Source organism: Streptomyces sp. NPDC043996 (assembly GCF_056435225.1).
The window spans coordinates 524,316-550,882 of the sequence record NZ_JBWKEY010000006.1; the positions used below are offsets into that span (position 1 = coordinate 524,316).

The 26,567-nt window shown below is 69.3% G+C and carries 21 protein-coding genes and 3 pseudogenes; 11 read left to right on the forward strand and 13 right to left on the reverse strand.

Features of this window, described 5'->3' with window-relative positions; translation table 11 throughout:
* Nucleotides 1–164: 164 nt before the first annotated feature.
* Entirely contained in the window at nucleotides 165–512 is a 348-nt protein-coding gene (locus AC07A4_RS19040) for a hypothetical protein (protein WP_478599825.1), read from the reverse strand.
* Between the two features lie 181 nt (nucleotides 513–693).
* Between AC07A4_RS19040 and AC07A4_RS19045 the strand changes: the two genes are divergently transcribed.
* Nucleotides 694–927 (forward strand): hypothetical protein, encoded by a 234-nt coding sequence (locus AC07A4_RS19045; RefSeq protein ID WP_478599828.1) that lies wholly within the window; start codon nucleotides 694–696, stop codon nucleotides 925–927.
* 145 nt (nucleotides 928–1,072) lie between these two features.
* Complete coding sequence (locus AC07A4_RS19050) at nucleotides 1,073–1,279, forward strand: hypothetical protein (protein ID WP_478599831.1); 207 nt, start codon at nucleotides 1,073–1,075, stop codon at nucleotides 1,277–1,279.
* A 115-nt stretch (nucleotides 1,280–1,394) separates the two neighbouring features.
* On the opposite strand, the gene AC07A4_RS19055 is transcribed toward AC07A4_RS19050, so the two are convergent.
* Both AC07A4_RS19055 and AC07A4_RS19060 read right to left on the reverse strand, forming a co-directional pair.
* Complete coding sequence (locus tag AC07A4_RS19055) at nucleotides 1,395–1,877, reverse strand: SRPBCC family protein (protein WP_478599834.1); 483 nt, start codon at nucleotides 1,875–1,877, stop codon at nucleotides 1,395–1,397.
* 80 nt (nucleotides 1,878–1,957) lie between these two features.
* A pseudogene (locus tag AC07A4_RS19060) lies at nucleotides 1,958–2,053 on the reverse strand (IS5/IS1182 family transposase); the annotation flags it as partial.
* A gap of 615 nt (nucleotides 2,054–2,668) precedes the next feature.
* Here AC07A4_RS19060 and AC07A4_RS19065 point away from each other — a divergent pair.
* Entirely contained in the window at nucleotides 2,669–4,696 is a 2,028-nt protein-coding gene (locus tag AC07A4_RS19065) for a hypothetical protein (protein WP_478599837.1), read from the forward strand.
* 290 nt (nucleotides 4,697–4,986) lie between these two features.
* Here AC07A4_RS19065 and AC07A4_RS19070 read toward each other — a convergent pair.
* Nucleotides 4,987–5,289, reverse strand: a pseudogene (locus AC07A4_RS19070) (DUF7426 family protein); the annotation flags it as partial.
* Between the two features lie 1,040 nt (nucleotides 5,290–6,329).
* Between AC07A4_RS19070 and AC07A4_RS19075 the strand changes: the two are divergent.
* Nucleotides 6,330–8,030 carry a hypothetical protein gene (locus AC07A4_RS19075; RefSeq protein ID WP_478599840.1) on the forward strand — a complete coding sequence of 567 codons (1,701 nt, stop codon included), beginning with the start codon at nucleotides 6,330–6,332 and terminating at the stop codon, nucleotides 8,028–8,030.
* A 152-nt stretch (nucleotides 8,031–8,182) separates the two neighbouring features.
* Here the strand turns inward: AC07A4_RS19075 and AC07A4_RS19080 are convergent, their stop codons facing one another.
* From AC07A4_RS19080 to AC07A4_RS19100, 5 genes are all read right to left on the reverse strand, one after another.
* Entirely contained in the window at nucleotides 8,183–8,650 is a 468-nt protein-coding gene (locus AC07A4_RS19080; RefSeq protein ID WP_478599843.1) for an aminotransferase class I/II-fold pyridoxal phosphate-dependent enzyme, read from the reverse strand.
* 58 nt (nucleotides 8,651–8,708) lie between these two features.
* Nucleotides 8,709–9,404 (reverse strand): ATP-binding cassette domain-containing protein, encoded by a 696-nt coding sequence (locus AC07A4_RS19085; RefSeq protein ID WP_478599846.1) that lies wholly within the window; start codon nucleotides 9,402–9,404, stop codon nucleotides 8,709–8,711.
* Nucleotides 9,404–10,336 carry a zf-HC2 domain-containing protein gene (locus AC07A4_RS19090; protein WP_478599849.1) on the reverse strand — a complete coding sequence of 311 codons (933 nt, stop codon included), beginning with the start codon at nucleotides 10,334–10,336 and terminating at the stop codon, nucleotides 9,404–9,406. Before AC07A4_RS19090 ends, AC07A4_RS19085 begins: the two co-directional genes overlap by 1 nt.
* Nucleotides 10,337–10,672: 336 nt before the next feature.
* Nucleotides 10,673–11,368, reverse strand: a complete 696-nt coding sequence (locus AC07A4_RS19095; protein WP_478599852.1) for an RNA polymerase sigma factor — start codon at nucleotides 11,366–11,368, stop codon at nucleotides 10,673–10,675.
* A gap of 6 nt (nucleotides 11,369–11,374) precedes the next feature.
* Nucleotides 11,375–12,649 (reverse strand): hypothetical protein, encoded by a 1,275-nt coding sequence (locus AC07A4_RS19100; RefSeq protein WP_478599854.1) that lies wholly within the window; start codon nucleotides 12,647–12,649, stop codon nucleotides 11,375–11,377.
* Nucleotides 12,650–13,182: 533 nt separating this feature from the next.
* On the opposite strand from AC07A4_RS19100, the gene AC07A4_RS19105 reads away from it, so the two are divergent.
* A complete protein-coding gene (locus tag AC07A4_RS19105) occupies nucleotides 13,183–14,244 on the forward strand; it encodes a hypothetical protein (protein ID WP_478599857.1) in 1,062 nt (353 codons plus the stop codon).
* A gap of 21 nt (nucleotides 14,245–14,265) precedes the next feature.
* On the opposite strand, the gene AC07A4_RS19110 is transcribed toward AC07A4_RS19105, so the two are convergent.
* The 4 genes from AC07A4_RS19110 to AC07A4_RS19125 all read right to left on the reverse strand — a co-directional run bounded on the left by AC07A4_RS19110 (nucleotide 14,266) and on the right by AC07A4_RS19125 (nucleotide 19,729).
* Complete coding sequence (locus AC07A4_RS19110; protein ID WP_478599860.1) at nucleotides 14,266–17,025, reverse strand: ABC transporter substrate-binding protein; 2,760 nt, start codon at nucleotides 17,023–17,025, stop codon at nucleotides 14,266–14,268.
* 136 nt (nucleotides 17,026–17,161) lie between these two features.
* A complete protein-coding gene (locus AC07A4_RS19115; protein ID WP_478599863.1) occupies nucleotides 17,162–17,350 on the reverse strand; it encodes a hypothetical protein in 189 nt (62 codons plus the stop codon).
* Nucleotides 17,351–17,504: 154 nt separating this feature from the next.
* The gene (locus tag AC07A4_RS19120; protein ID WP_478599865.1) at nucleotides 17,505–17,963 is read right to left on the reverse strand and encodes a hypothetical protein; all 459 of its coding nucleotides are present in this window, start codon (nucleotides 17,961–17,963) and stop codon (nucleotides 17,505–17,507) included.
* Nucleotides 17,964–18,631: 668 nt separating this feature from the next.
* Entirely contained in the window at nucleotides 18,632–19,729 is a 1,098-nt protein-coding gene (locus tag AC07A4_RS19125) for an IS630 family transposase (protein WP_478599868.1), read from the reverse strand.
* 79 nt (nucleotides 19,730–19,808) lie between these two features.
* Between AC07A4_RS19125 and AC07A4_RS19130 the strand changes: the two genes are divergently transcribed.
* From AC07A4_RS19130 to AC07A4_RS19155, 6 genes and pseudogenes are all read left to right on the forward strand, one after another.
* Nucleotides 19,809–20,243 carry a hypothetical protein gene (locus AC07A4_RS19130; protein WP_478599871.1) on the forward strand — a complete coding sequence of 145 codons (435 nt, stop codon included), beginning with the start codon at nucleotides 19,809–19,811 and terminating at the stop codon, nucleotides 20,241–20,243.
* A gap of 567 nt (nucleotides 20,244–20,810) precedes the next feature.
* Nucleotides 20,811–21,812, forward strand: coding sequence for a terpene synthase family protein (locus tag AC07A4_RS19135; protein WP_478599874.1), 1,002 nt, complete (start codon nucleotides 20,811–20,813; stop codon nucleotides 21,810–21,812).
* Between the two features lie 195 nt (nucleotides 21,813–22,007).
* Nucleotides 22,008–23,357 carry a cytochrome P450 gene (locus tag AC07A4_RS19140; RefSeq protein WP_478599877.1) on the forward strand — a complete coding sequence of 450 codons (1,350 nt, stop codon included), beginning with the start codon at nucleotides 22,008–22,010 and terminating at the stop codon, nucleotides 23,355–23,357.
* A gap of 893 nt (nucleotides 23,358–24,250) precedes the next feature.
* Complete coding sequence (locus AC07A4_RS19145) at nucleotides 24,251–24,430, forward strand: hypothetical protein (RefSeq protein ID WP_478599880.1); 180 nt, start codon at nucleotides 24,251–24,253, stop codon at nucleotides 24,428–24,430.
* Nucleotides 24,427–24,834 carry a hypothetical protein gene (locus AC07A4_RS19150; RefSeq protein ID WP_478599883.1) on the forward strand — a complete coding sequence of 136 codons (408 nt, stop codon included), beginning with the start codon at nucleotides 24,427–24,429 and terminating at the stop codon, nucleotides 24,832–24,834. Before AC07A4_RS19145 ends, AC07A4_RS19150 begins: the two co-directional genes overlap by 4 nt.
* Before the next feature lie 47 nt (nucleotides 24,835–24,881).
* Nucleotides 24,882–26,416: pseudogene (locus AC07A4_RS19155) on the forward strand (ISKra4 family transposase).
* Nucleotides 26,417–26,567 lie beyond the last annotated feature (151 nt).

The following is a 26,567-nucleotide window of genomic DNA, read 5'->3' on the forward strand; positions in this document are numbered from 1 at the left end:
TCCAGGTGACGATCAGCCGGCCCCCATCGAGCAGGTGCCTCGGGAGCACCGCCGTCAGGCCGACATCTCCCACACCGCGGGTCTACGCCGGGCCCGCGGAACACGCTCGGCATCGAGCGGCGCATAGCCATACGCCTGCGGGCAGTCGTCCGGGCGACGGACCATCACGTGCTCAACAGGCCCGAACAGCGCGCCTCTACCGTGGTGCCCTTCCTCATGCTGGCCTTCTGCTTCACGCTGGGAGCCTTCACGGCCGTGACGGGCAACAAGGAGACTGGCGGGGTCTTTCCCGGCATCGGGGTATTCGCCGTCGTGGCTTCTCCCGCCGCCGCGCCCTGCGCCTGCACGCCCGTACCGTCGCCGCGCTCCTGCACCAGGCCGAGGCCCGCATCGACACCGAGTCCCGCGACGCGCTCCCCGCCATCGCGGAGCTGCCGCTCACCATCGGGGAGCGGTACTACGAAGGACGCCTCGGAGCATGCGCCGATCCGGACCGCCTTGAAGGCATCCATCCTGTGCGGGACGGGAGGCTGTGGCGTCAGATCGCGCTCACCCTCACGGGTGTGCTCTGGAATACGTCGCGTCCACCAGAGCGCCGTAGGGCGGCCGCCGCCTGGGCGGCATGGACGCCCCCTCCCGGGCCGAGTGACCCGGCGCTACGCTCCAGGCAGGCAGGGGTGGAGGGAGGCCGCCATGGGGTGGATCGACCGGGAGTACCTCCCCGATGTCGCCCAGGGCCGCGGCCTGCCCGGCCGCTACCCGGCGTGGATGTATCAGCGGCTCGTGCAACTGTCGGAACGCCGCTTGCGGCGCGACCTGCTGAACCGGTTGGCCTCCGGACTCGTCAGGCTGCGGGAGGCGCGCGGTGGCGACGTGCACCAACTGCGCGGGCCAGGGCACGATCACGGTGAACGGCCACACTGTTGAGTGCGGCGCTTGTGAGGGGAGCGGAGCGGTGAACGCGCCCGCCGACAGGCCCGATGACCAGGGCAACGGGCACCATTAGGTCGTTTCTGATGGCTTGGACGGTGTCGCGGAGCCAGATGACGATGGCTGCGATGGTCAGTGTGCCGTGGAAGATGTAGTCACGCTTGTCGTATCTGCTGGCGACCGCGCGGAACTGTTTCCACTCGCTGACGCATCGCTCGGCGGCACTGCGGCGCCGGTACTGGGCCTTGTCAAAGGCTGGCGGGCGGCCACCGGCCCGGCCCTGCTGCCTCCGGCGTTCACGCTGGTCCTCGGGCTGGGCGATGGTCGCTTTGATGTGCCGCTTCCGTAGGTAGTTGCGGGTGTCACGGCTGGATTACGCCTTGTCACCGCGCAGACGGGCAGGACGCACTCGTGGGCGTCCCCGGCCGCGTCGCTCGCTCTCTGCTGGTGCGCGCCCGCCTGGGTCAAGGCGACGACGTTGCTGCCCGTGCGATCCGGGTGAGGGTCGTGCGCATGCCGTGGCCGTTCACGGCGACGCGGCGCTCCGGGGTGGTGCCGGCGAAGACGGTGCCGAGGAGGTCGGCAAGACGGGCGCCGGGACCGGTGCGCAGGTCCTGCCAGGTCTCGGTGACACGGGTGCCTGTTCCTTCGGCGGCGAAACGATAGCTCCAGCGGGCGATCGGCAGCCCGAAGACACCGACGTCGAACGTGAACTCCTCGCCCACCCGTGCGGCTGAGACCCGCCCTGTCGTGAACCAGACGAACGGCCCGCGCCGGTTGAATCCGACGAAGCGTGTGCCGGTGCGCACGGGAGGGCGCGGCACCCAGACCCGGCGGCACTCGGGACTCCAACGGCCCATGTCGGGAAGGTGGGCCACCAGCCGATAGACGACCTCCGGCGCGGCGTCCATCACAACGGACTCCTCAAGGTGCCGCTGACGCCCCATCGGTGACCTCCCTCGTCGCTCCGCCTAAGGACCCTACTGGCGGGTAGGGTAGCCGACTTCGATCCATCGGACTCATTCGTCAGGAAGGCCAGGTAGTGGGATGGTTGGTGCTCGTAGCGAGAGCTAAGGCGGTGGTAGCCGGTCAGCCAGGACAGGGTCCGCTCGATCACCCGCCTTGACGCCACCGCGAACGGGCCCCGCGCGGCTCGATGTTGCGGCAGACTCGTTCCCCCCACGGCCTTTGTGCTGGTCAGTGCGTCCTTGGTCAGAGCACAGGTTCAGCCAGTGGCCGTGGCCACATCAGGTAAATCCACTCCTGGGTGATCAAGTGCGGGATGCCATTCGAAGTCGGTGGATACAGGGCAAGTTGATTGATGCCGGGCCGGATTTACTCCTTTCCGGCCACCAGTCTCACCTTTTCCTCATTGTCTTCACTCGGTCTTCTCATCCAGTGCCACACCTGCCACGCTCACCCCGGCTGCCGGACCGCCCACAGCGTGAGTACTGCCGCGTCCGCAGGCACTTCTCGTTTCGCGACCAATTTCGAGAACAGGGGGAGTCACGTGCGCATCCGTCGTACTGCTCTATCCGCCCTCACGGCCTTCCTGCTGCTGTCCACCGGCCTGGTGGTCAACGCGCCGACCGCCGCGGCCGCTTCTTCCAGCCCGGCCAGTGCCCCGGCGCTGAGTACACAGGGAGCGCCAGAAGCGGCCCAGGGCGCACAAGAAGCACCAAGACCCCGAGGCTCGGCCGACCCCTCAGGGGGCCAGTACGTCCCGAAGAGGGCCCGTGTGCTGGACAACGTCGCGGTGGAACCCGGCGCGACGCTGACGGTGAAGCTGTCCGGTTCCGCGGGACTTCCGGCCACGGGACTCGAGTCCGTCGCCGTGAACGTGGCCGCCAAGGGCGACAGCGACTCCGGGACGGTGGTCGTCTACCCGTCGGGCGAATTGGAACCGGACGCGGCCAGCGTGAGCTACGACAAGGCCCACTATGCGTCCACGACGTTGGTGACCGGGGTCGGCTCCGACGGCCAGGTCAAGGTCGTCAACCAGGGCACGGCCAGCATGCGCGTATACCTGGACGTTCACGGCTACACCCTGCGACAGGACGACAGTCAGGGCTCTTCCTATGTGGCTCTGCCGCCCCAGCGCGTCCTGACCCCCACCAGCCTCGGCGGCGGGGGCAACCTCGAACTCAAGCCTCTCGGTAAGGGCGGCGTACCCGCGGCTGATGTCACCGCCGTCGCGCTGACCGTCACGGCCAAGAGCACCTCCACGGGCACCATTCGGGTCTACCCCGCAGGCGAGGGCTGGCCTGCCGACGCCACCATCGACTACCCGAAGGACGTGGCCCAGCAGAACTTCGCCATCGTCAAAATCGGTGCCAACGGCGCGGTCAACATCCACAACCTCGGCTGGGGCAGCGCCGACGTCGCGGTCGACGTGGTTGGCTACTTCACCCGCTCCACCGGCACCGCCCAGCGCGCCGGCCTGCGCTCGGTTCCTCCGGTCAGGGTCGCCGAGAAGCTCGTGATCCCGGCAGGCGGTGACAAGGTCGTGGACCCGCGCGGAGTGGCGGGCGTCCCCGTCCTCAACACCACGGCCGTCGGCATCGGTGTCACTGCCTTCGGCACTGGAACGGGCGGTATACAGGTGCACCCCACTCAGACCGCCGCCGCGCCGGGCCCCACGGTCAGCTACGTCCCCAACACCGAGGCCACGGGCTTCACCCTCGCCAAGCTCGGCGGTGACGGAAAGGTTAACCTCCACAACACCGGATCGAGCCCGGTGACCGTCTGGGTCGACGTCCTGTCCTACGCCGAACTCGTCGACCGCAGCTTCCCCGCCCCGTCCACCGCCGGCGAGGCCATCGAGAACATCACGGGCACCGCGGACGTCAGCGGCACCACGGACAGCGACAGCGAGAACATCGCCATCACATCCAAGACCGACGACTCGGGTACGACGACGGTGAAGGTGCCCCGGGACCCGCAGCAGGGCATCAAGGTCAGCAACGACGCGGGGACCACCACCCTCAAGCTGCCCGCCACCGGTACAGCCACCCGCACGGCCGGGGGAACCGTCCTCTACGACGGCACCAGCGCCAACCACTCCATCGGCGTGCAGCCCACCACCGACGGCGGCTTCCGCACCTTCGCACACCTCGACGACGCTTCCGCCCCGACCAGTTACTCCTTCCCCCTGGACCTGCCCACCGGCACCCGGCTGGCCGTCGACGAACTCGACGGCAGTGCGCTCATCGTCAAGGAGCACGCCAGCACCACGGAACCCGCGGTACTCCTCGAAGAGGTGACCCGGATCCAGAAGCCCTGGGCCAAGGACGCCAACGGGCGCTCCTGGCCCACCAGTTATGCCATCGATGGCAACACCCTCAAGCTCAACATCGATCTCACCCCGGCCACCGACGCCTCCGGGGCCGCCGTCACGCCCCGCTTCCCCGTGGTAGCCGACCCCTGGGTGAAGAGGAACTGCGGCATCGTCACCTGCTCCTGGTACTTCAGCAAGGCCACCACGCGCTGGATCAAATCGAAGTTCGACAACCACGGCTGGAAGGTGGCCACAGCCAGCACCGTCATCTGCGGCAACCTCCCGCACCCTGTGGCCAAGGGAGCGTGCGCCATCGCCATCGCCTACTACTACAACAGCGCCTTCAACAACACCCGCGCCGCGTACAACCGTGGAGGGTGCCTGGTGGTGAGAGTCAACGTCCTGTGGGGCGCGACGCCCGTCACCGCGTGGAGAACAGTGAGATTCGACAACGTTCCGCTCAGCAACCGGTACTGCTACAGCAGCTGACACGGCACCCGGCCGCGTCGATGGACTCGCCCACCGCGCTCACCTTTGCGGGCCGCGACGGCGACCCCCCCAAGGCCTGTCGGCCGTTACCGATGATGTGCGCAATCGACCCATGACGATCACCACGGGCGCGCCACCCACGTACAACAAGCCTACCGACCTCGCTGTGGGGTTCCTGATGGGCGGGGCGAAGGCGTTCAGGAGGTGTGGGTTGGGCCGGGGCGAGAAGGACAGCGTCAGCTCGCCCTGGTCCTGACCGTCCTCGCACAGGGGGAGGAGTCGCTGCCAGGTCAGGGACGGCGCTCGCATGCGCGGGGCCTTGCCGGGCGGGTACTCGTACCACTCGTAGAGCCCGGATGCGGCGTCGTACTCGCCCCGCCCGATCGGCGCTGCTGCCGGTTGGGCGGGGTCAGTCGAGAAGAGTCGCCACCCGCCGCCCACACCTGCTCGGCGGCGGCCTTGTGCTGGACGATCCACACGACCGCGGTCCGAGCGGAGGCCTTGAGCGCAGGCCAGCTGACACGGTCACGGAGCATCTGCTCGTAGGCGGTGCCGAGCACGTCGCGGTAGAGGTCGAGTTCGTCGGCGTCGCCGAGTACGGTCGTGGGGGGGGGGGGAGGGGGGGGGGAGGGTGGGGGGGGGGGGGGGGGGGGGGGTGTGTGGGGGGGGGGGGGGGGGGGGGGGGGGGGGGGGGGGGGGGGGGGGGGGGGGGGGCGTACGNNNNGTCATTGTGGGGGGTGTGGCTGAGCGGGTGGTGGGGGAGGTTGTGATTGGGGTTTCCTCGCCGGTGCGGTCGTGGAGACCCCCCACCAAACGCGGCCACGGCGGCGGTCTGCACGACGGCCTGCACGCGCAGGCCGGTCTTGGCGGAGGGGGCGGGGGTGGTGTAGCGGCGACAGGATGGGGAATCGCCTTGCGGGGCTCTTCCCGGGGAGCGTCACCTTCGCGATGTCGAGGTCGTCGGAGGCTCCACCGTCGGGCTCCCACGTGACCAGGGCGCGGCCCTCGTACGCCTCGGGGCCGAACCGGGTCACTCCGGCCTCGGCGAGGGAGTCGAGCTGTGCGTCGAGGGACTGTGGGGCGGTCGAGGCGCGGGCGTAGCCGAGGCGGGCGTGCCCGACCGGTTCGGCACCGTCGCTCACCGGCCGGGGCAGCTCAGTCCAGACCGATATCGGTGTGCGTACGGCGGGGGGCGCAGGTGGACATCGGGCAGTCGTGCGCTTCCACGCGCTGGAAGTCGTAGCTCACGACCCCGGACTGTTTCATGAGTGGTTGCAAACTAGCGAGCTATTTGCAACAACCCGTGAAACACGGTTCGCCCTGGACGCGTCCGCCGGGTGATGCTGTGTGACAGGCGGCTGCCCATGAACAGCGTCCCGGGACGCGCGCCCGCGATCAGACCGACCGGGTCATGCCCCGGCCAGCACCCACCGTACGTGGTCCGCAGCTACTTCCACGTTCGCTACGCCCTCGAATGGTGGCAACTCAACAGTTCCGCTCGATATCCCAGTACGTTTTGGCCTCTTATCGAAAATCGCGCATTTGAGTGCGATATTACTTTTATGTGCGTATACGCACTGTGTGCGGGCAAGCCTTCGATAGCCATGCCTCACTGCTATCAAGGAGAGCTGACGTGCCCGTATCCCATCGTTCCCTCACCGCCGCGCTGGCCTCAGCCGCCGTGCTGAGCGGCGGCGTAGCCCTGGCGGCCCCGGCCCGCGCCGCCGCGGCCCTGCCGTCCGGCTGTGCCCAGATCCCGGACGCGCCGGTAGCCACGTATGCGTGCACCGAAGGGCTTGCTGAGGCTTGGACACTGGGTGGGGGTGATGCCAGGGTCACCATCGAGGCCAAGAATCCAGGCGACGCCGCCATCACCTCAGAAGGATCATTCACCTATAACGGGAACGGCTCGATCACGATCACGGCCACCGGTAAGGACGGCAAGAACGGCCAAAGCGGCGGCGAGGACGCCCAGAAGGGCGGCGACGGCAACGACGGCACCATCACCATCGAGAAGAGCGCCACGAGCGCCTCCATCACGCTCACCGGCGGCGACGGCGGCACTGGCACCGAGGGAGCCAACGGCACCAACGGCAGCGATGGTGCTACGTCCACCAACGGCGGCACCGGCAGCGCCGGTGGGAATGCACGCGCTGGCGCAGACGGCGGCGCCGGCAACATCGGCTCCGTCACTGTGGACACCGCGAGCGCGAAAGTGAGGGCGTACGGCGGCAGGGGCGGCACCGGCGGCAGGGGCGGCAAGGGCGGGAACGGCGGCGTCGGCGGAAACGCGCCCCTCCTCGACTTCACCATCGCCGGCACCCGCACCCGCATCCCCATTGGTCGCGGTGGCGACGGCGGTACCGGCGCCAACGGCGGAAACGGCGGCGCGGGCGCTAACGGCGGCGCAGGGAACAACGGTCAAGTCACTGCGAACACGGTCATTGTGGCTGGAGGCGCTGCCGGAGCCGGGGGCCAGGCCGGAAGCGGCGGCTTCGGCGGGAACGCAGGCGACGGCGCCCCCACCTTCATTATTTCCGGCGGCCCCGGTACCGGCGGGAACGCGGGGACCGGCGGGATGGGCGGCCAGGGAGGGATCGGCGCCAGCGGCAACTCCGCATCGGGAACCATCAAGGCGAGCAACGCCGTGGAGGCAACCGGCGGTGACGCCGGCGACGGTGGCACCGGCGGCGACGGCGGCATGAACGGTGTCGGCGGCAACAACTCTTTCACCGGCAATCGCAACGCTCCCGGTAGCGCCGGTATCGCAGGGGCTGGCGGCACCGGCGGCAGGGGCGGTCATGGCAACTTCAACAACATCACCGCGGCCAACGGCGTCGAGACAGCCGGCGGCGACGGCGGCGACGGCGGCCACGGCGGCATCGGCGGCAACCGAGCAGGTGGGGCCTCGGGCGCTGTCGGCGGCGCGGGCGGCACGGGCGGAGACGGGACCCAGTCCGGGACCGTCACCCTCACCTACACGAAGACCAACGAACGTGTGAGCCTCAACCGCGGCGGCAAGGGCGGGAACGGGGGCACCGGCGGCAAGGGCGGCGCCGGCCGGTCCTTCGTCCAGGATTCCGTCACCGTGACGGTCAGTGGCGCCCCGTCGGGGCAGTCCGCCACCCCGGGCGGCAAGGGCGGGAACGGGGGCAACGGCGGGAACGGGGGCAACGGCGCTTGCCCGGCGAATTCCGTGCCTGACGATGCGGTCAACCTGTTCGGCCTCGGAGGCGAGGGCGGTGCCGGCGGTGCCCGGGGAGACAACAACACCAACGCCAGCGACGACGGCCGCAAGGGCAGCGAAGGAGCCGCCGGCAACCCCACCTGCTGAACCCTCCAAGAGACCACCTCGCTCCGAGGCGGCCCGTGTTCTTGAGGCTGCGGCCAGGCACCGACCGGTGCCTGGCCGCAGCCTCAAGAACACGGGCCGTGCCGCTGCCGGAGCGTACGCTGCCCGCGTACCAGTGATCGTGGCTTGAGGTCTCACATGATGCCGATGACGAGGCTCTCCGGGGCGGCTTCGACGACTTCTTTGGCCACAGTGGTCATCTGGTTGAAGTCCAGAACGTGTTCGATCTGGCAGCTCGACTCGAAAGTATCTCGGCAATATGGCAGCCCTCTCAGGAACTCCTCTGCGAATCCATTGCTGTCCCAGATCGGCAGTTCCGCGCGCATACGCCTGGCCCATTCAAGATCGGCCGTTACCGCGTACCCGAGGCGTATTCCGCCGACGCCGTACACCTTGCTGATGCTCTTGAGGACGAGCAGGTTTGGATGCTCGTCGAGGTGTGGGACGAGAGACCCCTCCGGTGCCTGGGCGAAGTCGACAAACGACTCGTCGACCACCAGGAGTACATCGGGGCCCACGCGTTCAGCGAGCTCGCGCAGTTCGGTCAGGGGCACGCCGACCGACGTGGGGTTCTTGGGCGACACCACCGCCGTGGTGTCCACGCCTCTCTCCGCTACGAACGCGGCGTACTCCGCGACTGCAGGGCGGACGCGCCCGTTCTCACGCCAGCAGGGCCGCGTATCCGCCCACTGCCGTCAGGGTCTCCACCGTGCCGTGGAAGCGGATCCTGCCGTCTGTGAGTACGAGTACGTCGTCGCAGGCGCCGGTGATGTCCTCCATGAGATGAGTGGCGACGACGATGGTCGCCGACTCGCCGATGGTGCGCAGCAGGGCGTGGAGGCGCTCACGCTGGGCTGGGTCGAGCCCGGTCGTAGGCTCGTCGAGGAGGAGCAGGTCGGGCTCGTTGACGATGGCCTGCGCGATGCCGACGCGCTGTTTCATGCCGCCAGAGAGGGTGCGCAGCCTGTCGTCGATGCGGTCGCTGAGACCGACCCCGCGTGTGGCGTCCTCCACAGCTGTGTGGATCCGGGTGCCTGGCACTTCCCGTAGCCAGGCGGCGTATGCGAGGAACTCGCGCACGGTGTAGCTGCGGAAGACCCCGAACTCCTGGGGGAGGTACCCCAGTCGACGGCGGATTTCCAGGCGCTGGGCGGGGACGCGAGGGCTCCTGCCCAGCAGTGTCAGGGTGCCTTCGGTGGCCGCCGCCGCGGTGGCGAGGACGCGCAGGAGCGTGGATTTCCCAGCACCGTTGGGACCGAGCAGACCGTGCACGCCGGGTCCCAGTTCGAGATCGACACCATCAAGGACAAGGCCTCGGCGGCGGTGTCGCACGCAGAGGCGCTCCGCTCTGATCATCAGGACTCCGGACGGCTGAAGGCGTGGCGGCGCAGGATCAGGAGTTCGGCCAGGACGGTGGCGGTGGCACTGAGTACGATCACGACCAGGTAGTCAACGAACTTCATCTGGACCTGGTTGAGGCTGTGGACCACCCGGTGGGTGAAGTCGCCGCCCGTGTCTTTCATGAATGGCTTCGCCAGCACGGAGACGAGCAGTAGCCAGCCGCAGCTCGTTGTCAGTGCGGCGGCCCAGCTGCCCACGTAGGAAGTGAGCAGCAAGGTGGCCAGGGTCACTGTCAGGCAAGGCAGCAGCCACCCTGCGGAGGTGTAGAGCGGGAGTCCTCCCCGAGGCATAAGTGCGGCGGTAGTGGTCAGCAACGGCACGCACAGCGCGAGGACTTGGCTGGTCCGGACGAGCAGCAGGCGAAGGCCTCCAGCAGGGGTTGTTCTCGTGACTTCCGCGAAAGGGTCGGCTTTTCCGCCGTAGCTGCCCGCGACACAGAGCAGGGGCAGGAGGGGGGCGAAGAGGAGAAGCATCAGGCGCGGTGCCGGTGATCCCCGCCAGTTGGCGAGGATCACGCCCACCGCGCACACGGCGACGATGGCCACGAGCCAGGGCAGGCGCAGCCCCTGTGTTACGCCCAGCCAGGGCAGTCGCCCGGGACGCCGCGCTGGCGGGGAAGGCGGGGGCTGGCCAGGGAGCCCGCCGACACGATCGAGCAGCGAGGTGTGGGCGGCGTCGAGCAGCCGCCCATGGGGCCCCTGTCGCACGGCCGTATCGACGGCGGCCGCGCACCGGCGGCACTGGCGCAGGTGCAGTTCGGTGTGGTCCAGGAGTGGGGGGTCCAGGACTCCGCGGGCGTAGGCGGTGACCCAGTGGCTGGGCAGGTGCCGGTCGTCGGCTCGCAGGGCGGCTGAGTGCGGGCTCGTGGGGGGTGCGGTGTCGTTCATGGCGCTGCTGCCTTCGTGCTCGACGGGAGAGCGGGGAGAGTGTCCCCGGCACGGACCGCGTTGAGGTGGTGCGTCGGCCAGGCGGTGTCGGCCTGGATGAGGTGGGTGTCCCGGGGGCTGTCGCAGGTGGCGCGTTGGGGGCGAAAGTGGGCGGTGGTCCACGCTGGGAAGGAACGAGGATGGGTGCGGGTGTGGTGGGCCACTGTGGGGGGTGCCTCCACGGCCGGGCCTGTTTCCCATGGGCTGGTTGTCAGGCAGGGCAGCAACTTATGCCCCTGCCCTGCGAAGGATCTCTCCCTTGCGCTGGGAGGTCGGTCTTGTTCCGCGGAGCGCCGCTCAATGCCGCGGGCGGGGAACTCTGAGGCCGGGGCCGTCATCGTCGTCACCTCCTTCTACGGGCCTGGTGCTCTCGGCCTCCTGTTGCGCGAGGAGCCACGCACGCAACTGTCCGCAGCCTCGCGCGGCCCGGGCTTTGACCGTGCCTTGCGGTACTCCGAGGTGTTCCGCGGTCTGGCGGACGCTGAGTTGATGGACGTAGCGCAGCTCGATCACCTCGCGATACGGCGAGGAGAGGCCGGCGAGGGCAACCGCAAGCGACGTGTAGCGAGTGGAGGACGCGAGCAGACAGTCCTCCGCGGACGGGGCAACCGCCGCATCCACACGCGTCTGTTCGCAGACCCTTTCGAAGCGGGCTCGTTCACGGCCCTGGAGCCGTTCGACGTCGATGGCGCGACGGAGTGCGATGCGGACGAGCCAGCCGATCGCATTGCCTTCGTGAAAGCTGGACGCGCTCTTCCAGGCGGAGAGGAATGCTTCCTGGACGGCGTCCTCGGCGGTATGTGTGAGGAATCCGCGGTTGAGGAGATGGGCGAGTACGTTCCCCGCGTGCCGGGAGAACAGTTCAGAGAGCGCTTCCGTACTGCCGTCGGCCATCGCGCGGACGAGATGGCTGTCGCAGAGCGCCTGGTCCTCGGGCGGGGGTGGAGCGGGCGGCGGGTCCGTGCAGGACCGGCACCCCGGATAGGTGGTCATGCGGCCTCAGGAATCGTTCGCGGTACGGGCCGCCAGATCCCCAGGGGCGGCCTTTCGGAGGGCTTGCTGTGTGTACATCGGCGCGTGAGGCAGATGCGGTTGCACGACGTCAACTGCCCTAGGGGGCGGGGGAAGGCTGCCGCCCTCCTGCGTCGCCTCGAGGCATCGGCTGAGCCATGCGGTGCGCGCCGCGGCGGGCAGGGCATTGATACGGCGCACAGCGCCTTCGTACGCCGGATCGCGTAGGTCTGCCGGGAGCATCCACTGGACCAGAGCGAGTTGGTGGGGTGGGACGCTCTCGTCGAGAGCCGGCGTGAGGAGGCTGTGCACGACGTCGTCGAACATCTGTCGTCGGTCCAGGTGCAGGTCAAGGTCGACCGTGTGGCCCGGCTCGTCGTCGACGGGACTGTATGAGGTGCGGTCGTTGCGGCCGGTGGTCACCTCCACGGAAACGTAGTGGGTCGGGCGGTTCCTGACGCCTCGGAGGCGGTGCTGCACATGCCGAGCCATCGCGAGTAAGCCGGCGGGAGGCCGCCGGGCGTCCCCTCCCGGCCAGCACACGACAGGCTCGCGCCCCGCGCAGAGCACAGTGACTCGCGCCTGGTGATCCGAGCGGTAGACAAGTGGCATCTGCCCTGCCCAGAACACGCCGACCGCGACGAGCGGGGCGACCACGGACACCCAGCGCCACCGACGGGCGTCGACCAGTACGGACAGCGCGGCCGCGGCGGCGAACAGCATGGCCAGGAACAGCAGCCGCCCGGCCGCGTCGGTGGAGCGCCACCAGGCGAACTGGGGGATGGCGGGGCCGGCGTACACGCCGGGGTTGCTTTCGATCAGCAGGCCCTGGTCCACGGAAACAAACTCCGAGATCATCGCGGCGACGACGGCCAGAAGCACGATGACCCTGTAGGACAGCAACCGCCCCAAGCCGTACGCCAGGCAGGCGTAGGCCGTGAGCCGTCCCAGGTCGTGGGCGAGCGAAGCGAAGGGCGGCGTGCCCGAGTGGGTGGACAAAAGGGCGCGGGTGTACAGCACCGTCGCGGCCAGCACGTACCCGGCCAGCGGCCACAGCACGGCAGGGGCGGTGTCCAGGAGTGTGCGCGCGAGGCGGCTCCGGGCGGCAGTCACGCCCAGCCACCGAGTCCCGCTGCGCGCGTGGAAACTCCCTTCCAGACAGGCGTAGCCGGACAAGATCGGTATCCCGACCACGTGCAGGCAACCGCTGACCCGAGCCCCCATGTCCGCCCAGTGAGCAGAGCCGAGGGCGGTGACCAGCACGGAGACGCACAGGAGCGCTGCCGCCCAAGGCCCAGCCCCGTGCCGCATCCGAGCGTGCAGGGGCACGGCACGCGAAATCGGCTTCATCACGCCGAGTACAACGGCGCGCGGCCCGGCCTCATCACCCCGCAGGCCAACCGCCACCGGCGGCCGGGAGCGCGCCACCACGACCGGTGCGCTCCCTGGCGCGTTCGGTGAGGTCCCCACCCTGAGCTACGGCCCGCGGGGCGCCGGAGGCGTCGTCACGGGATGCGCCACGGAGCAGGATGTCTACACAAACAGAATCTGCCTGCCCGAGCGAAGTCGAGTTACCGTGCGCCCTTGACACCTAGCAGACGAGGCACCAGAACGGGCCGTCTGACGGCGTCACCTGGCTGACGCTCGAACACGCCCACGAGCCCGAGCCGGACCGGCCCCATCTGACCCGGGACGTCCTGCGCCAGGCCGCCGAGGGCCTCCCCGGCGCACCCGCGCTGCTCACCGCCGACCGGCTGACCGAAGCGGCCGCGCGGACCTCACCGGCCACCTGGTCCGTGCGCACCGCGGTCCTCGCACACCCCGACGGCACCGTGCCCGCGCTCGCCCGCAACAGGGCCGCCACACCACAGCCCCGGCGCACCGCACCGGACGCCTCGGTGACCCGGACCCTGGGGCGGGTGCGCGAGGAACTGGGCCTCGCGGAGACGGAGCGCGAGAGCACGGCGGAGGCCGAGCAGGTGCTCGACGCGTTCCTCAGGCTCCTGGCCGACCGCATCCGGCGCCCCCGCCGGGACCGGCGCTTCCCCGACGGCGCGGCGGGCGGCACCTTCCGGGCCGAACTCGCCGACTTCCTGGGGACCCACGGAGTGACGGCACGGGCGGCACCGGACTTCGCCCTGCTCTGCCAGCCCCCGCACGCCACTGCCGCCCCCGCCGCGCCGGTCGAGGTCCGCAGCTTCGGCGACCCCTCCCGCTGGGTCAGACAGCACGCCGCCGAGGCGCGGCTTCCGCCCGAGAGCCTGACACCCCGCGCGCTGCTCGTGGTCCTCGACTGGCGCTGGGACACGCCGCGCCAGACGCTCGCCGAGCGGGTGACCAGCACGCGCGGCGTCGACGGCGTCGGCGTGGTGACCCTGCGCTTCCCGGGGACGCCGCCCGACCCCGGGCGCCCGAAGTCCGCGCGGGTGACGCTGACCGAGCAGATCGGGGAGGCGGTCGCCGCGTTCTGCGCGCAGGCCTCACAACCGGGGCCGTGGCGCACCCGACGCACCCTCGACGAGCTGGTGCGCGTCGGCGGCGGCATCCTCCCGAGAGGCCTGTCGGACCCTCAGATCCTGTCGGTGCGGCCGGCCCTGACGGCGCTGCGGCTGGCCCCGTACGGCCAGGAGACCGGTGAGGTGGACGTGCCCGTGACCCTGGAGGCGGTCGGACTGCTCCCGCCCCGGCCGTCTCCCGTCGCTGCGCACCGTGCGGGTCCTGTCCGGCTCGGCGGACGACACTGTGTGTTCGTGGCGATCCCGCTGCCCGTCGTCCTCACCTTCAGCTGGCACACCCCGCCGTCGAGCGGGCCCGTGGTGGAGCCGCGACGGGTCGAGGTGGTCGCCGACGGGGTGTGACGGGTCCGCCGGGCCGGCCGGTCAGGGGGTCGGGCACGGGAAGCGGCCGCCCCACTTCGCGGGGCTCAGCCGCTTCGTCAGCGCTCCGCACACCGCCTCGGCCCGCCCCTCGCCGCCCATCACCAGCACCAGCTTGTCGGCGGTGAACCGGCCGCCCCCGGCCGCCCCCGCCGAATCGACGCGGCCGGTGGCACCGTCGAAGCCGCCGTCGCCGAGGCCCTGGTAGAGCACGGCCTGCACCTGGGCGGGGCCGAGCCGGTCCTCGTCGCCGCCGAGCGCCGCCCGCGCCTCGTCCACCGCCTCGGACAGATAGCGCAGCGCGTCCCAGGCGAGCACGGGATGCCCGTCCGCACGCATCCGCGCACCCCACCGCTGCCGGGCGCTCACCCGGTCGTACGCGCGCAGGAACTGCCGGGCCTCGGTGGCCGACCGGCCCGCCGCCCGGTCCAGCAGGGGGGCGCTGCCGTGCGCGACGTAGTACAGGGTCAGGCCCGGGAAGCGGTCCTCGGGGTGCTCGCCCTGGAGCAGCGAGTTGGTCACGTCGTCGCCGCCGAGCACGGTCAGTCTCTGGCACGCGCCGCTCAGCCGGTTCATCTCGTCAAGGAAGGACGTGAACTCGTTGGCCCGCGCGGTCCACACCACTGCCGTGCGCGGTGTCCTCTCGACGGCCCGGCACACCTGCCGGGCCAGGTCCGGGGCGCTCGTCGCGAGCGAGCCGCGTACGGCGTTGGGCAGGCGCGTACCGTCGGAGTCGCCCTGCGGAGTGTGCTCCCACACGGTGGTCGGGGTGCGCCCGGCGGACCGCTGGAACTCCTGGGTCAGATCGTTGCTGTAGAGGTCCGTGGGGTCGGTGATCAGCTCGATCCGCTCGGCGGTGGCCCGGCCGTCGGCCACCGTTCTGCCGTGCCGCAGGAAGGACGCCATGACCTGGGCGATCCGGGCGTTGGTGGGGGCCAGCTGGTAGTAGTACGGGCGGCCGGTGCGCAGCAGGTCCACGGCGGTGCCGGACGTGCCCACCATGGGCAGGCCCGCCTCGTTCAGCACCTCGATGGCCTTCAGGGTGCCCGGCCTGCTCTGCCCGAGTCCGACGACGCCCACGATGTCCGGGTCGCGCTCGGCCAGCTGGGCGATCTGCTCGGCCACCTCCTCGGCGTCCTGGAAGCGGTCGCCCGCGTTCGCGATCAGCACGCGCAGCGGCACGCGGTCGTGGCTGCCCCGGGTGAGTTCATTGATCCGGGCCTGGGCGAGGGCCAGACCGCGCAGCTCGGGCAGGGTGCCGCCGCGCACCGGGTCCTCGGCTCCTTCACCGCCGCTGAACGGGCCGAGATAGACGACGGTGCGGTGCCGCGCGCCGCCGCCGTCGCGGTCCTGCCGGTCCCGCGTCGCCGCCTCGACGGCGCTGTTCTGTGCCTCGATGGCCTCCAGGGCCTTGCGGACGGCCTGCTCCTCCTTGCTCTTCTTGAACCCCTTGGCGGCCTCCGCGACGCCGATGCAGGCGCCGTCGGTGCCCAGGAACGTCTTGCCCTCGCAGGCGTCCCGCTCCGGGTCCCGGTCGAGCGGCGGCAGCGTGAAGAGGGCGGCGAGGACGACGAGCGCCAGGGCCAGGGTCCCGGCCGCTCCCACCACTTCGGTGCTCGGCGAGAAGCGGTGCTCGGGCGGTACGAGCCGAGGGTTGTGCCGCAGCCAGTACGCCGCCTGCTCGTCGGGCGGCGTGGCCTCGGCCGGTACGGGTACGGTCATTCCGGTCGGCAGGTCCGGTGGCGTCCCCCTCTCCCGGATCAGGTCCAGCTCGGCGCCCGCGTGGGCCAGATCGGACGTCTCGATGTCCGGGACGCGCTGGGCGAGCGACCGCACACCGGCCGCCACGACGAACACCGACGTGATGCACAGGTCCTTCGTCGCGGTCCGCAGCTCCCGTACGAAGCGCTGCGTACGCGAGTCGGCGTAACCGAGCTCTTCGAAGAGCATGACGAACCGCGTCATACGGCGCCGCCGCCAGGGGTTGAACACTCGTGTCCGGGCCGCCGTGTCCAGGTCGGCGAGGAGCGCGTGCACCAGGACGCGGTCGCTCTGCTCCGGATCAATCGCGCCACCGCCGCCCGAGCCGTTCGGCACGAGGTCCAGTGCGGAGCGGAAGAAGTCCGAGGGCGGGGTGCCGTGCTGCTGCCGGTACCACTGGGCGTACCAGCGGCGGTTGCGGCCGCTGCCGAGTATGCGCCGGGTGGCGCGCATCCCGAACAGCATGCATGGCAGGCGCTGGAACAGGGGGCCCGAGAAGAGGTTCCACAGCACCCCGATGACCCCGGCGCCGCCTGTCCTGTCCTGGTCGCCACCGCCGAGCTGCCACAGGGCGTTGGACACCGGCGACCACTGGCGGTGCACGGTGTAGCAGTGCTCGCGCAGCGCGCGATGGCGCTGTGCGAACTGCCCCTCGAAGTGCGGGGCGCTCAGGACGGCGTGCAGCAGCCGGTAGCCGGGCAGCTTGAGCCGTCCCGTGCCGGGCGGCATGGAGTCCACGAGTTGCTGGGTGAGCTGCTCGAAGAGCTCCAGCGGATCAGGGCCCTCGGGGACCGGTTCGACGTACGCGTGCGGCGCGAGCATGACGTCGTCGCCGCGCAGTCGGCCGCGCAGCCCCGTCACGATCCGCCGCCCCGCGAACCCGTCGCCCTGCTCGGTGAGCAGCACGGCGGGCAGGCGGCCCCGGTGGCGCCGCGGCTGCACCACCAGCTCGTCGAACGCCTCGATGAAGCGGTCCATGCCCGCGTACGACGGAATGTCCATCGATCCCCCATGCTGTGCCGTCCGCTGTGTCCCCCGGTAGCCAGCGTGTGCCGAGCGTAGTCCAACTGCACTGAACCCAGGGGCAGTTGGTGTAAGTGGGGTGCTGGTTGTCTGGTGGTGGTCGAAGGTCTTTCTCTCAGGTCGTGTAGATGGACCGCATCTTGTCGCGGAGGTAGTCACCCGCGCGGACGGGGGCGTAGGCCGTGCGGGCGGACGAGTCGGCGATCAGATCGCGCAGTTCCTCAACCGAGCGCATCTGACCGGTGCCGGGCGTCTGCTCCGCCTCGTCGCGACGGACCAGTGCGCTGAGGATGCGTTCGGCCATGGGGCGGCGACCGGGCCCGAGCTCAGCTAGGAGACGGTTGAGGTGCTGGGGTGAGGCCATACGGCGCTTGTGGCCGCCGCCACTGACAACGGGCCCCTACCGGACGGGCAGACGGGGCTCGGGGCACTGCCCGCCACCGCGGTGGGGAGAGTCCTCAGGATCCCTTCAGCTGGTACTCGCAGCCGCCGTCCTCACCGCCGGCGCTTTTGTCGACGACCTTGCCGTCGACGGTGATGGTGCAGGGCGGGAAGACATGCTGCAGCCCCTCGGCGGCCGGGACCGACTGAGGGCTCAGGGACAGCAGTCTGCCGGACTTCAGTTCGGCTCGCTCCAGCGAGACCGTGATGATCTTCTTCCAGGGCAGAGTGATCTGGTTCTCAAAGTGGTTGGTGTCCGCGGACCAGCCCAGCGACGGCTTGCCCTTCCCGCCGACCTCCAACGTCACCTCGAAGGACTGCGACGCTGCGTCGTCGCCGCTCTTGTCCTTGCGCGCCGAGGCCTTCGACTGCTCTGTGCTCTTGCTGTCCTTCGCCTTCCCGCTCTCCTCATCGCCGCACCCAGTCAGCAGCACGGCTGCCGTGACCACGGCTATTCCAGCGATCCTCTTGCGCATGCACTCACTCCACTCAGCTCACTGCGGCCCCGATACCTGCGGACCAGACGTTATCGCCTCACCGCTCTCCTCCCCGGACCCGGCAACCTCACGCCTATCGCCTGCAACCCAACAGCACACGGGAGTTGACACCCACGCGATGCGACGGCGTGGTGCCTGCCAGGGGCGGCGGCGCAGGCCCCGCTCAGTGCCACCAGCTGCCCAGTGGACCGATGATTCGGCGCGCCCGGTGGTCGAGGTCCTGGCGGGCACAACGCGGCATTCCACGGCCACGGTGGCCCGGTGTCGGTCCGTGTCCTGAACGGACGCTCCCCGGCCACTGGTCTGGACCGTGTCTCCGTCGTCGTGAGGCGGGCTCGTCCGCCCGGCTCCCCGCCCTGCGCGGGTCGTATGGCATCGCCTGCGGGACGAGGAGCGCGATCAGCAGTGCGAGTTGCGCCGCGATGACGGTGGCGGCGATCAGGCGCCAGATGCGGATGCCGCGGCCAGTGAGGTTGCCCAGGTGGCGGCAGACGAGAGCGGGGACGGCGTAGTGGCCACGGCGGTGGGGGAGACGGTGTTTGACCTGGCTGTAGGTGTGAAGCCAGCGCGGGCACGGCGGCATCGGGCCAGCACGGCGCCATTACCCACCCTGCAACTCCGCCGCTCCCGCGGGTACTGATGAGGATCTAGTGATCTGAGTCGGAGATTCGTCGGCAGTGGGTGGCGACTTTGTCGAGGATCTCGTCGGCGGTCTTCGTCCAGGCGAAGGGCTGGGGGCGCTCGTTCCAGTTGGTGAGCCAGCTGCGGATGTCGCGTTCGAGGGCTTGGACGGAGCGGTGGACACCGCGCTTGAGCTTCTTCTGTGTGAGTTCGGCGAACCACCGTTCCACCAGGTTCAGCCAGGACGAACTTGTCGGTGTGAAGTGCAGGTAGAAGCGGGGGTGTGCCAGCAGCCATTGCTTGATGGCCGGCGTCTTGTGGGTGACGTAGTTGTCGAGGATCAGGTGCACATCGAGGTCGGCGGGGACTTCCCTGTCGAGCTTGGTGAGGAACTTCTTGAACTCGACGGTCCGGTGGCGGCGGTGGAGGGAGCCGATGACCTTGCCGGTGGCGACCTCCAGGGCCGCGAACAGGGTGGTGGTACCGGCGCGGACGTAGTCGTGGCTGCGGCGTTCGGGAACCCCGGGCACCATCGGCAGCACGGGCTGGGACCGGTCCAGGGCCTGGATCTGCGACTTTTCGTCCGCACACAGCACCAGTGCCTTCTCCGGCGGGTCGAGGTAGAGCCCCACCACGTCACGGACCTTGTCGATGAACAACGGGTCGGTGGACAGCTTGAAGGTCTGTGACCGGTGCGGGGCGAGGGCGAACGCCCGCCAGATCCGCGAGATCGCGGACTGGGACATGCCCGTGGCCGCGGCCATCGACCGGGTCGACCAGTGCGTGGCGTTCTTCGGCTTCTCCTCGAGTGTCTTGACGATGACCCGCTCGACGTCCGCGTCGGTGATCTTCCGCGGGACACCGGGCCGCGGCTCGTCGGACAGGCCGTCCAGGCCCCATTCGAGGAAGCGTCGCCGCCAGGTGCGGACCGTGTCAGCGGTGACACCGAGCCGCCGGGACACCTCCATGATCGAGTGCCCCTCGGCGCACTCCAGCACGATCCGGGAGCGCTGAGCCAGGGCCTGGGCCGTCGAACGACGACGCACCCAGCCCTCCAGCACAGCCCGCTGGGCATCAGTGACCGACAACGGCGGAATCTTCGGACCCGGACGACTCACACCCAACCAACGACGAACCTCCGACTCAGGTCACTAGGACTTGTCCGGCCGATCATGGTTGTGGGCTGTCGGGCATGATGCCCGGGTGAGCATCATCGTGAAGTTCTTCCTGGCGCCGGACGATACTTCGGCGGGTCTGGCTCTCCGGACCGGTCCGGGACGGGCATTCGAGTCGCTCTCCTTCGGGAACTTCGATCCTGAAGAGGTTGTGGTCGAGTGGGAATGCCTTCTGGTTGGCGGCAGTTTCGAGGAACTCGTCGAAGCCGGTGAGCCTCGCATCGTCGTCGGCCAGGAGAATGACGGGTGCGTCGTCTTCGCGATGTCGCCTCGCCTGTTTGCTGCACTCACGGACGCTGGGCACTCCAGGTTGCGTGACGTCTCTGCCGCGTGGGCACAGTTGCGTGCGGAGGACGGCGATGCCATCGACACGGAGATCGCGGACGCGATCGTGAGTGATCTGGCTGATCTCGTCAGCAGCGCCCGGCGCCAGAACCAGGGCGTCTACTGCTGGGTCGGGTAGGAGCTCCTGTGCGGAGCCAGATGGCGACGGCCGCCGCGGTGGCGGTGCCGAGGAAGACGTAGCCGCGCTTGTCGTAGCGAGTAGCGACCGCTCGGGACTGCTTGAGGCCGTTGATCGCCCGTTCGACCGCTTGGCGTTTGACGTCTCTGATCGAATAGACCCCGACCTCTTTGGTGCCAATCAGAGTGTCCCGCGAGACTCGAACCGCCAGGTCACCGTGCCATCAGGTTCCAGCTACCGAGTCAGGGCACAGTCAGGTCGTTGAGAGCAGCCGAAGGCAGATAGGCGGGTCCCGCCGCGGAAGTCGGGCCGCATCCACACCCATTGGAGATTCTCCGCCACGGCGGACGTTGAGTGCTCCGTTCACGCCCCCGCGCTCTCTCGGGGATCCCGCGCGCCCAGGTTGCCGTTCAATTGGGATGGGTACCATCAGTACGGACGTATGGTGCATGCGTTTTGTGAAGTGATTCTCTGAACCCGCTGTTCCAGGGAGTGCGACGTCTCCGAGCGGGTCAGGGCACTTCCTCGATTTCCTTGTAATTCCACCGTCCAAAAAGGAATCGCACCATGCCACTTACCCGGTTCGAGTTCCCGTTCGACCTCCTCGTCGCTCCCGACGACGAGATCGAGGACGCGCAGCAACGCAGCTCCCTCTGGCTACGTGAACGGGGCCTGTTGGCCGGCGCCGAGATGGCCTCCTGGTATGACCGGTGGAACGTCGCTCGTCTCGCGGGATTGATCTACCCCCGGGCTCGCGGGGATGACCTGCTGTTGAGCGCGCAGGTGCTCGCCGTCCTGTTCCTCGTTGACGATCAATTCGACGGGCCCCTCGGAAGGGACCCAGCCCGCACGGCGCGGTTGTCCGAGGAACTGATCAGCGCCATCCACGGCGGCACGGAAGGGGCGGCGAAGTCGCCGTTGTACCTGGCGGTTACAGAGCTCTGGGCGCAGGTCGCCACCGGCATGTCGCAGTCCTGGAAGGGGCGCGCCGCCCAGTACTGGGAGCTGTTCTTCGCCACATACATCTACGAAGCGTTCTACCGGCGCTCCTCGGCCCCAGCGACCTGGGAACTGTTCCGGATCATGCGCCGGTTCTCGGGTGGCACAGACTTCCTCATCTGCCTGGCAGAGCGAGTCGAGCGGTACACCATCCCGCCAGTCGTTCACTGCAGCCCTCAGATCCAGCAGATGCTTCGCATCGCGACCGAGATTCCGGTCTTCACGAACGACGCGAACTCACTGGAGAAAGAGGGGGACGGTGAGGTGAACAATCTTGTGGTGGCCGTTCAGTACTATCGTGGATGTGCCCTCGACACGGCAATCGCCGAGGTGACCAGCATCATCACTGGACAGGTCCACGAGTTCCTGGATGCGAGACGGAGCCTCCTCGAAATATGTTGTCAGATGGGCCTCACCCAGGAGGAAATGCAAGGAACGATCCACTACGTGGACACCATGCAGAGCATGATGCGCGGATATCACGAATGGGAGGTGCAGACCGCTCGGTATCTGGAACCGCGTGCACGCGGACACCCTGATTGCTTCGAGGACCTCTTCGGTGCCGGGTAACCGGGCCGAAACCCGAGGCGCAGGACGGGCCGGAGGGCTCCGGACGGACTGTCCTCGAGCCGAGGGCCCAGGCCCCATGGGCGGCGCTTTCGCCGACAGACGCGGGCGTGTCGCAGCCATCAGTTGTCCCTCCTCAAGCACGTCGAGAACGACACCGCGCAACGGCCCGCCGTGGCACCGGAGGTGACATCCACCGTGGACCTCGCCTACACCCTCGCGACCGCCCCAGGCGCACTGCCCCTGGTCGGCCACACGCTTGCCTTGGCTCGGAGGCCCTTGGATTTCATCGCAGCACTGCCAGCTCACGGCGACCTGGTGCGCATCAAACTGGGCCACCACCCGGCATATGTGGCGTGTCATCCAGACCTGGCCCATCAAGTTCTGGTCGAGGACCGCATCTTCGACAAGGGCGGACCCTTCTTCGACAAGCTCCGGGCGGTAATGGGCGATGGAGTCGTATCCTGTCCGGCCCAAGCACACCGTCGACAACGCCGCCTGGTCCAACCGGCATTCCACAGCAGCCGACTACCCGGATACGCCGCGACGATGAGTGCCGAGATCGCCGAGGCCACCAAGTCTTGGCGCCCTGGCCAGGTGGTCGACGTACCCGCCGCTATGCTCCGACTCACCACGGCCGTCACGGCACGCTGCCTGTTCTCAGTCGACCCGGACGCGGCCGACGTCTCAGCCCTGGACCAGAGCATCGACGCGTTCGCCCGCGGTGTTACACGGCGGGTGCTCGTACCACTGCCGATGGCGGACAAGTTCCCGACCCCGGCGAACCGACGTTTCGATCAGGCGCGAACCTATCTACGCCAGCTCACCGATCGCCTGATCAGCACCTATCGAGCCCGAGGCGTTGACCACGGCGACCTTTTGTCGATGCTGCTGGCCGCCCACGACGAGGACGGCCAGGGCCTGGCCGATAGCGAGATCCACGATCAGGTCGTCACCTTCCTCATCGCCGGAGTGGAGACCACCGCAGATCTGTTGTCCTGGGCCCTGTACCTGCTCGGCACCCACCCCCGGATCGAAGCGCAGCTTCAAGCGGAAGCCGACAGAGTCCTCAACGGCCACGCCGCACAGCACTCGGATGTGCCCGAATTGGAAGTGACCCGCCGCATCGTCACCGAGACCCTGCGCCTGTACCCGCCAGGGTGGATGTTCACCAGGACCACCACCACGACCACCAACCTCGGCGGCCACCCGCTGCCTGCCGGTGCCACCGTCATCTACAGCCCCTACCAACTCCATCATTGTGCCGACCTCTACCCGGACCCCGAAACCTTCGACCCTGACCGCTGGTGCAAGGACACAAGGCCGCAACCCGGAACGATGGTGCCCTTCGGGGCTGGCGCCCGCCGGTGCGTCGGCGACGCCTTTGCCACCATGGAAGCGACGCTTGCCCTCGCCTCCATCGTCGCGCGATGGCAACTGCGGTCGATCACCGACCAACCCGTGCGTGCCGCTCGGCGGGCCGCACTGAAGCCCCACACGCTCATCATGAGCCTGACCGAGCGCCACCCAGCACGGCCGCATCGATGACGCCTGTGCCAATCCGAAGCCACTGCGCTCTCCGCTGGTCGGGGGGCGACACGAGGCCGGTACGGCTGACCCGGCGTCGCGATGCGTGGCCTGGGTGAAGGGCGGGATGCGTTGCTGCTGCGCAGCGCCGCCGACGATTTGCAGTGAAAGCGGTGGCAGTGGCGATTCACCGACCGGGCCGCCGTCCCTGGGCCACCTCGCCCCATGCCTCACCAACCGGAGCGTCCAGCCTCACCGGATTCCCGTCATGGACCTCCAGCGGCTCGTTCTTGTCCGCGTACCGAATGCGTAGTAGTCCGAGCACGCGAGCGGCGCGTGTACATGGCGAAGGAGACCAGCAAGTCAGCAGTAGACGTACTGGCAGGTCAGGAGGCTGTCGCCGGTGAATACCGGCGAACTTGACCCCGTTCTGTTCGGAGCGGAGGGTAGTCAAGATCCAGACCTGGGAGCCAGTGCCTCCCGCGCATGAAGGCATGGCCGTCGCGCTTCCCGAGTCGAGCCGATCTGACCGGGGGCGGCAGATGCCACCCCGCTCGCGTGATCTGCCGCATGCCCGTCAGGAACCCCCGAACGGCACCAGCCCTTCGACGAGTACACCCCCGGGCGGGGGAGAGCGCTCCCGTCTCGGCATGCCACTGGCCGGTACCTGCCAGTGGCACGTCATGCTCATGACGTATGACCCGTCAGGCTTCTATGGTCCTCGGCAGCCGCGAGTGACGTCGAGTCACCCTCTCGACATCGCTCATGCGTTCCCCCACACCGAGAGGACGCCATGAGGCGCAAGCTCATATGGGTGCGCCTCTTTCTCAGTGAGCTGGTGATGCCGTGCGCCGTTGCCGTGTGTGCGCGGAGGGCGGATCGTCGTGTCCTGAGGCGTGGTCTTGGAGGCGGCGATGGTGTCGTGGCTGGAGGAGATCGAGTGGCGGGAGGCGGCTGCCCGGGCCGAGATCGGTGAACTTCGCTCGCGGATGGAGGAGTTGGCTGGTCGTCTTGCCGAGCGGGAGGCTGTGCTGTCCCGGCTGGAGATCACACGGGAGACGATGACGGAGATCCTTTCCGGGGAGGGGCGGTGACGGTGTCCGTGGACGAGGCCGCGGAGGAAGTCCCGCTGCCGGTGGACCGGAGCCAGGCGGGATCGCCGGTCGGGGTGCGGCTGGTGCCGCAGTGGGAGCCGGGGGTTGAGGCGGATGTGCTGCCGCGCTCGTACCGGGACGTCGTCGAGGTGTTGCAGGACGCGGTGCATCCGATGCGGGCGCATCATCTGTGCGCCGCGCTGGGGTTGTCGACGGACAAGAACAAGGTGGAGGGGTTCCGTTCGAAGCTGAAACGGCTGGTGGAGCGGGGCTGGCTGGCCGAGGACGAGCCGGGCCTGTTCGCGTGGGGTGGTGCGCGGCGGGCGGGCGCCGGTGCGCCGGAGCGGGAAGCCGCGGCCGACGGGCGACGTCGCGCCGGTGTGGGGCCGGGCTCTCGTCCCTAGCGTCGATGGTGCCAACCAGATCGCCACTGTCCGAAGACGAGAGCCCGATGAACGCAGCGTATGAAACGGCCGCGGCGGCTGACCCCTTTGCCCGCGTGCTTTCTTCCCTCACTTTGCTGGCCACCCGCCTCTCCAGCCCCGAAGCACTCACCGCGACGCATGAACAGGCTGAGGCCGACGTCGAAGCGGGTTCCCGGGAGTTGGGGCGACTGCTCCTGCAGGCCCATCTCGAGTGGCGGGCCCGCCATGAGGAGGACCACCTGTCCGCCCTCGGTCCCAAGGAGCGGGCTGTGCTCGCCGGCGGCCGGAGCCGGCTGGAGACCGGCCATCATCGGCAACTGGCCACCGTGCTGGGGCCGGTGACCGGGACCCGGTGCGCTCTGCGCGGGGTGGGCATGGCCAACCTCTACCCCGCCGACGCCATGCTGGGCCTGCCCCACGGGCGGCACAGTCTGGGACTGCGCCGCCTCGCGGTCCTCGAGGCGGCCCGCGGTTCCTACGACACCGCGCTGGAAGCGATCGACCGCAGCTGCGGGGGCCGGGTGGTGGGCAAACGCCAGGTGGAGGATCTGGTGCGGGCCGCGGCCGTGGACGTCGCCGCGTTCTATACGGCCCGCACTCCCCACCCGGCCGTGGCCGGGACGCTGCTGGTGATCAGTGTCGACCAGAAGGGAATCGTGATGCGCCCGGGCCACCTGCGCGAGGCCACCGCGAAGGCCGCCGCCAGGGCCCGCACACCTTCCGCACCCGGCTGTCGACCGGGGAGAAGTCCTGCCGCAAAAGGATGGCCACCCTCGCCGTCGTCCACGACGCCGAGCCCGCCATCCGCCGCCCGCACGACATCATCGCCCCGCCCGGCGGCCGCACCGGAGTCCGCACCGTCCGCAAAGGACCCATCGCGCGGGCGAAATGGCTCACCGCCTCCGTCCGAGAGGACGCCGAAACGGTCATCGCCGCCGCGTTCGACCAGGCCGAAGCCCGCGACCCCGAACACCACCGGACCTGGGTAGTACTGGTCGACGGCGCCACCCACCAGCGGGAGTTGATCCAGACCGAGGCCGCCCGGCGCGGCGTCACGATCCACATCGTCCTCGACATCGTCCACGTGATCGAGAAGCTGTGGGCGGCCTCGCGGTGCTTCCACACCGCCACCGATCCCGCAGCCGAGGACTGGGTCGGCATGAAGGCCGCCCGGATCCTGGTCGGCGCCGCCCCCGGCGCCGCCCGTGACATCCGCACCGAAGCCGACCGCCACCACCTCAGCAACGACCAGCGCGCCTCCGCTGACAAAGCGTGCCGATACCTCGAGAACAACGCCGACTTCGTCCACTACGACCAGGCCCTGGCAGCGGGCTGGCCGATCGCCAGCGGCGCCGTCGAAGGAGCAGCCCGCCATCTGGTCGCCGACAGACTCGACATCACCGGCAGCAGGTGGACCGTCCCCGGCGCCGAAGCCGTCCTCACCCTCCGCACCGTCATCAGCAACGGCGACTTCCCCGACTACTGGATCTTCCACGCGCGGAAAGAGCACGAACGGCTCCATCCCTTACCCGACCAGCACATATACGCACTTCAAGCCTGACACGGGAACTCACTCAGACGGAGCCACACCCAAGCAGTTCTGCGACCGCGGACACCGGGCGCTGCACCTGGACAAGATCAACAGCGGCGGCCGGAGGAAGGAGCCGATCCCGCCGGCGGCCTGGGACGCGCTGCAGGCCTACCTCGACAGC

Bases quoted from the DNA above. Each gene is read 5' to 3' on its own strand.
- AC07A4_RS19090 (WP_478599849.1), bottom strand. From the start codon at position 10,336: ATGAACGACACCGCACCCCCCACGAGCCCGCACTCAGCCGCCCTGCGA.
- AC07A4_RS19040 (WP_478599825.1), bottom strand. From the start codon at position 512: ATGGATGCCTTCAAGGCGGTCCGGATCGGCGCATGCTCCGAGGCGTCC.
- AC07A4_RS19095 (WP_478599852.1), bottom strand. From the start codon at position 11,368: ATGACCACCTATCCGGGGTGCCGGTCCTGCACGGACCCGCCGCCCGCT.
- AC07A4_RS19145 (WP_478599880.1), top strand. From the start codon at position 24,251: ATGGTGTCGTGGCTGGAGGAGATCGAGTGGCGGGAGGCGGCTGCCCGG.
- AC07A4_RS19120 (WP_478599865.1), bottom strand. From the start codon at position 17,963: ATGCGCAAGAGGATCGCTGGAATAGCCGTGGTCACGGCAGCCGTGCTG.
- AC07A4_RS19085 (WP_478599846.1), bottom strand. From the start codon at position 9,404: ATGATCAGAGCGGAGCGCCTCTGCGTGCGACACCGCCGCCGAGGCCTT.
- AC07A4_RS19110 (WP_478599860.1), bottom strand. From the start codon at position 17,025: ATGGACATTCCGTCGTACGCGGGCATGGACCGCTTCATCGAGGCGTTC.
- AC07A4_RS19135 (WP_478599874.1), top strand. From the start codon at position 20,811: ATGCCACTTACCCGGTTCGAGTTCCCGTTCGACCTCCTCGTCGCTCCC.
- AC07A4_RS19045 (WP_478599828.1), top strand. From the start codon at position 694: ATGGGGTGGATCGACCGGGAGTACCTCCCCGATGTCGCCCAGGGCCGC.
- AC07A4_RS19115 (WP_478599863.1), bottom strand. From the start codon at position 17,350: ATGGCCGAACGCATCCTCAGCGCACTGGTCCGTCGCGACGAGGCGGAG.
- AC07A4_RS19055 (WP_478599834.1), bottom strand. From the start codon at position 1,877: ATGGGGCGTCAGCGGCACCTTGAGGAGTCCGTTGTGATGGACGCCGCG.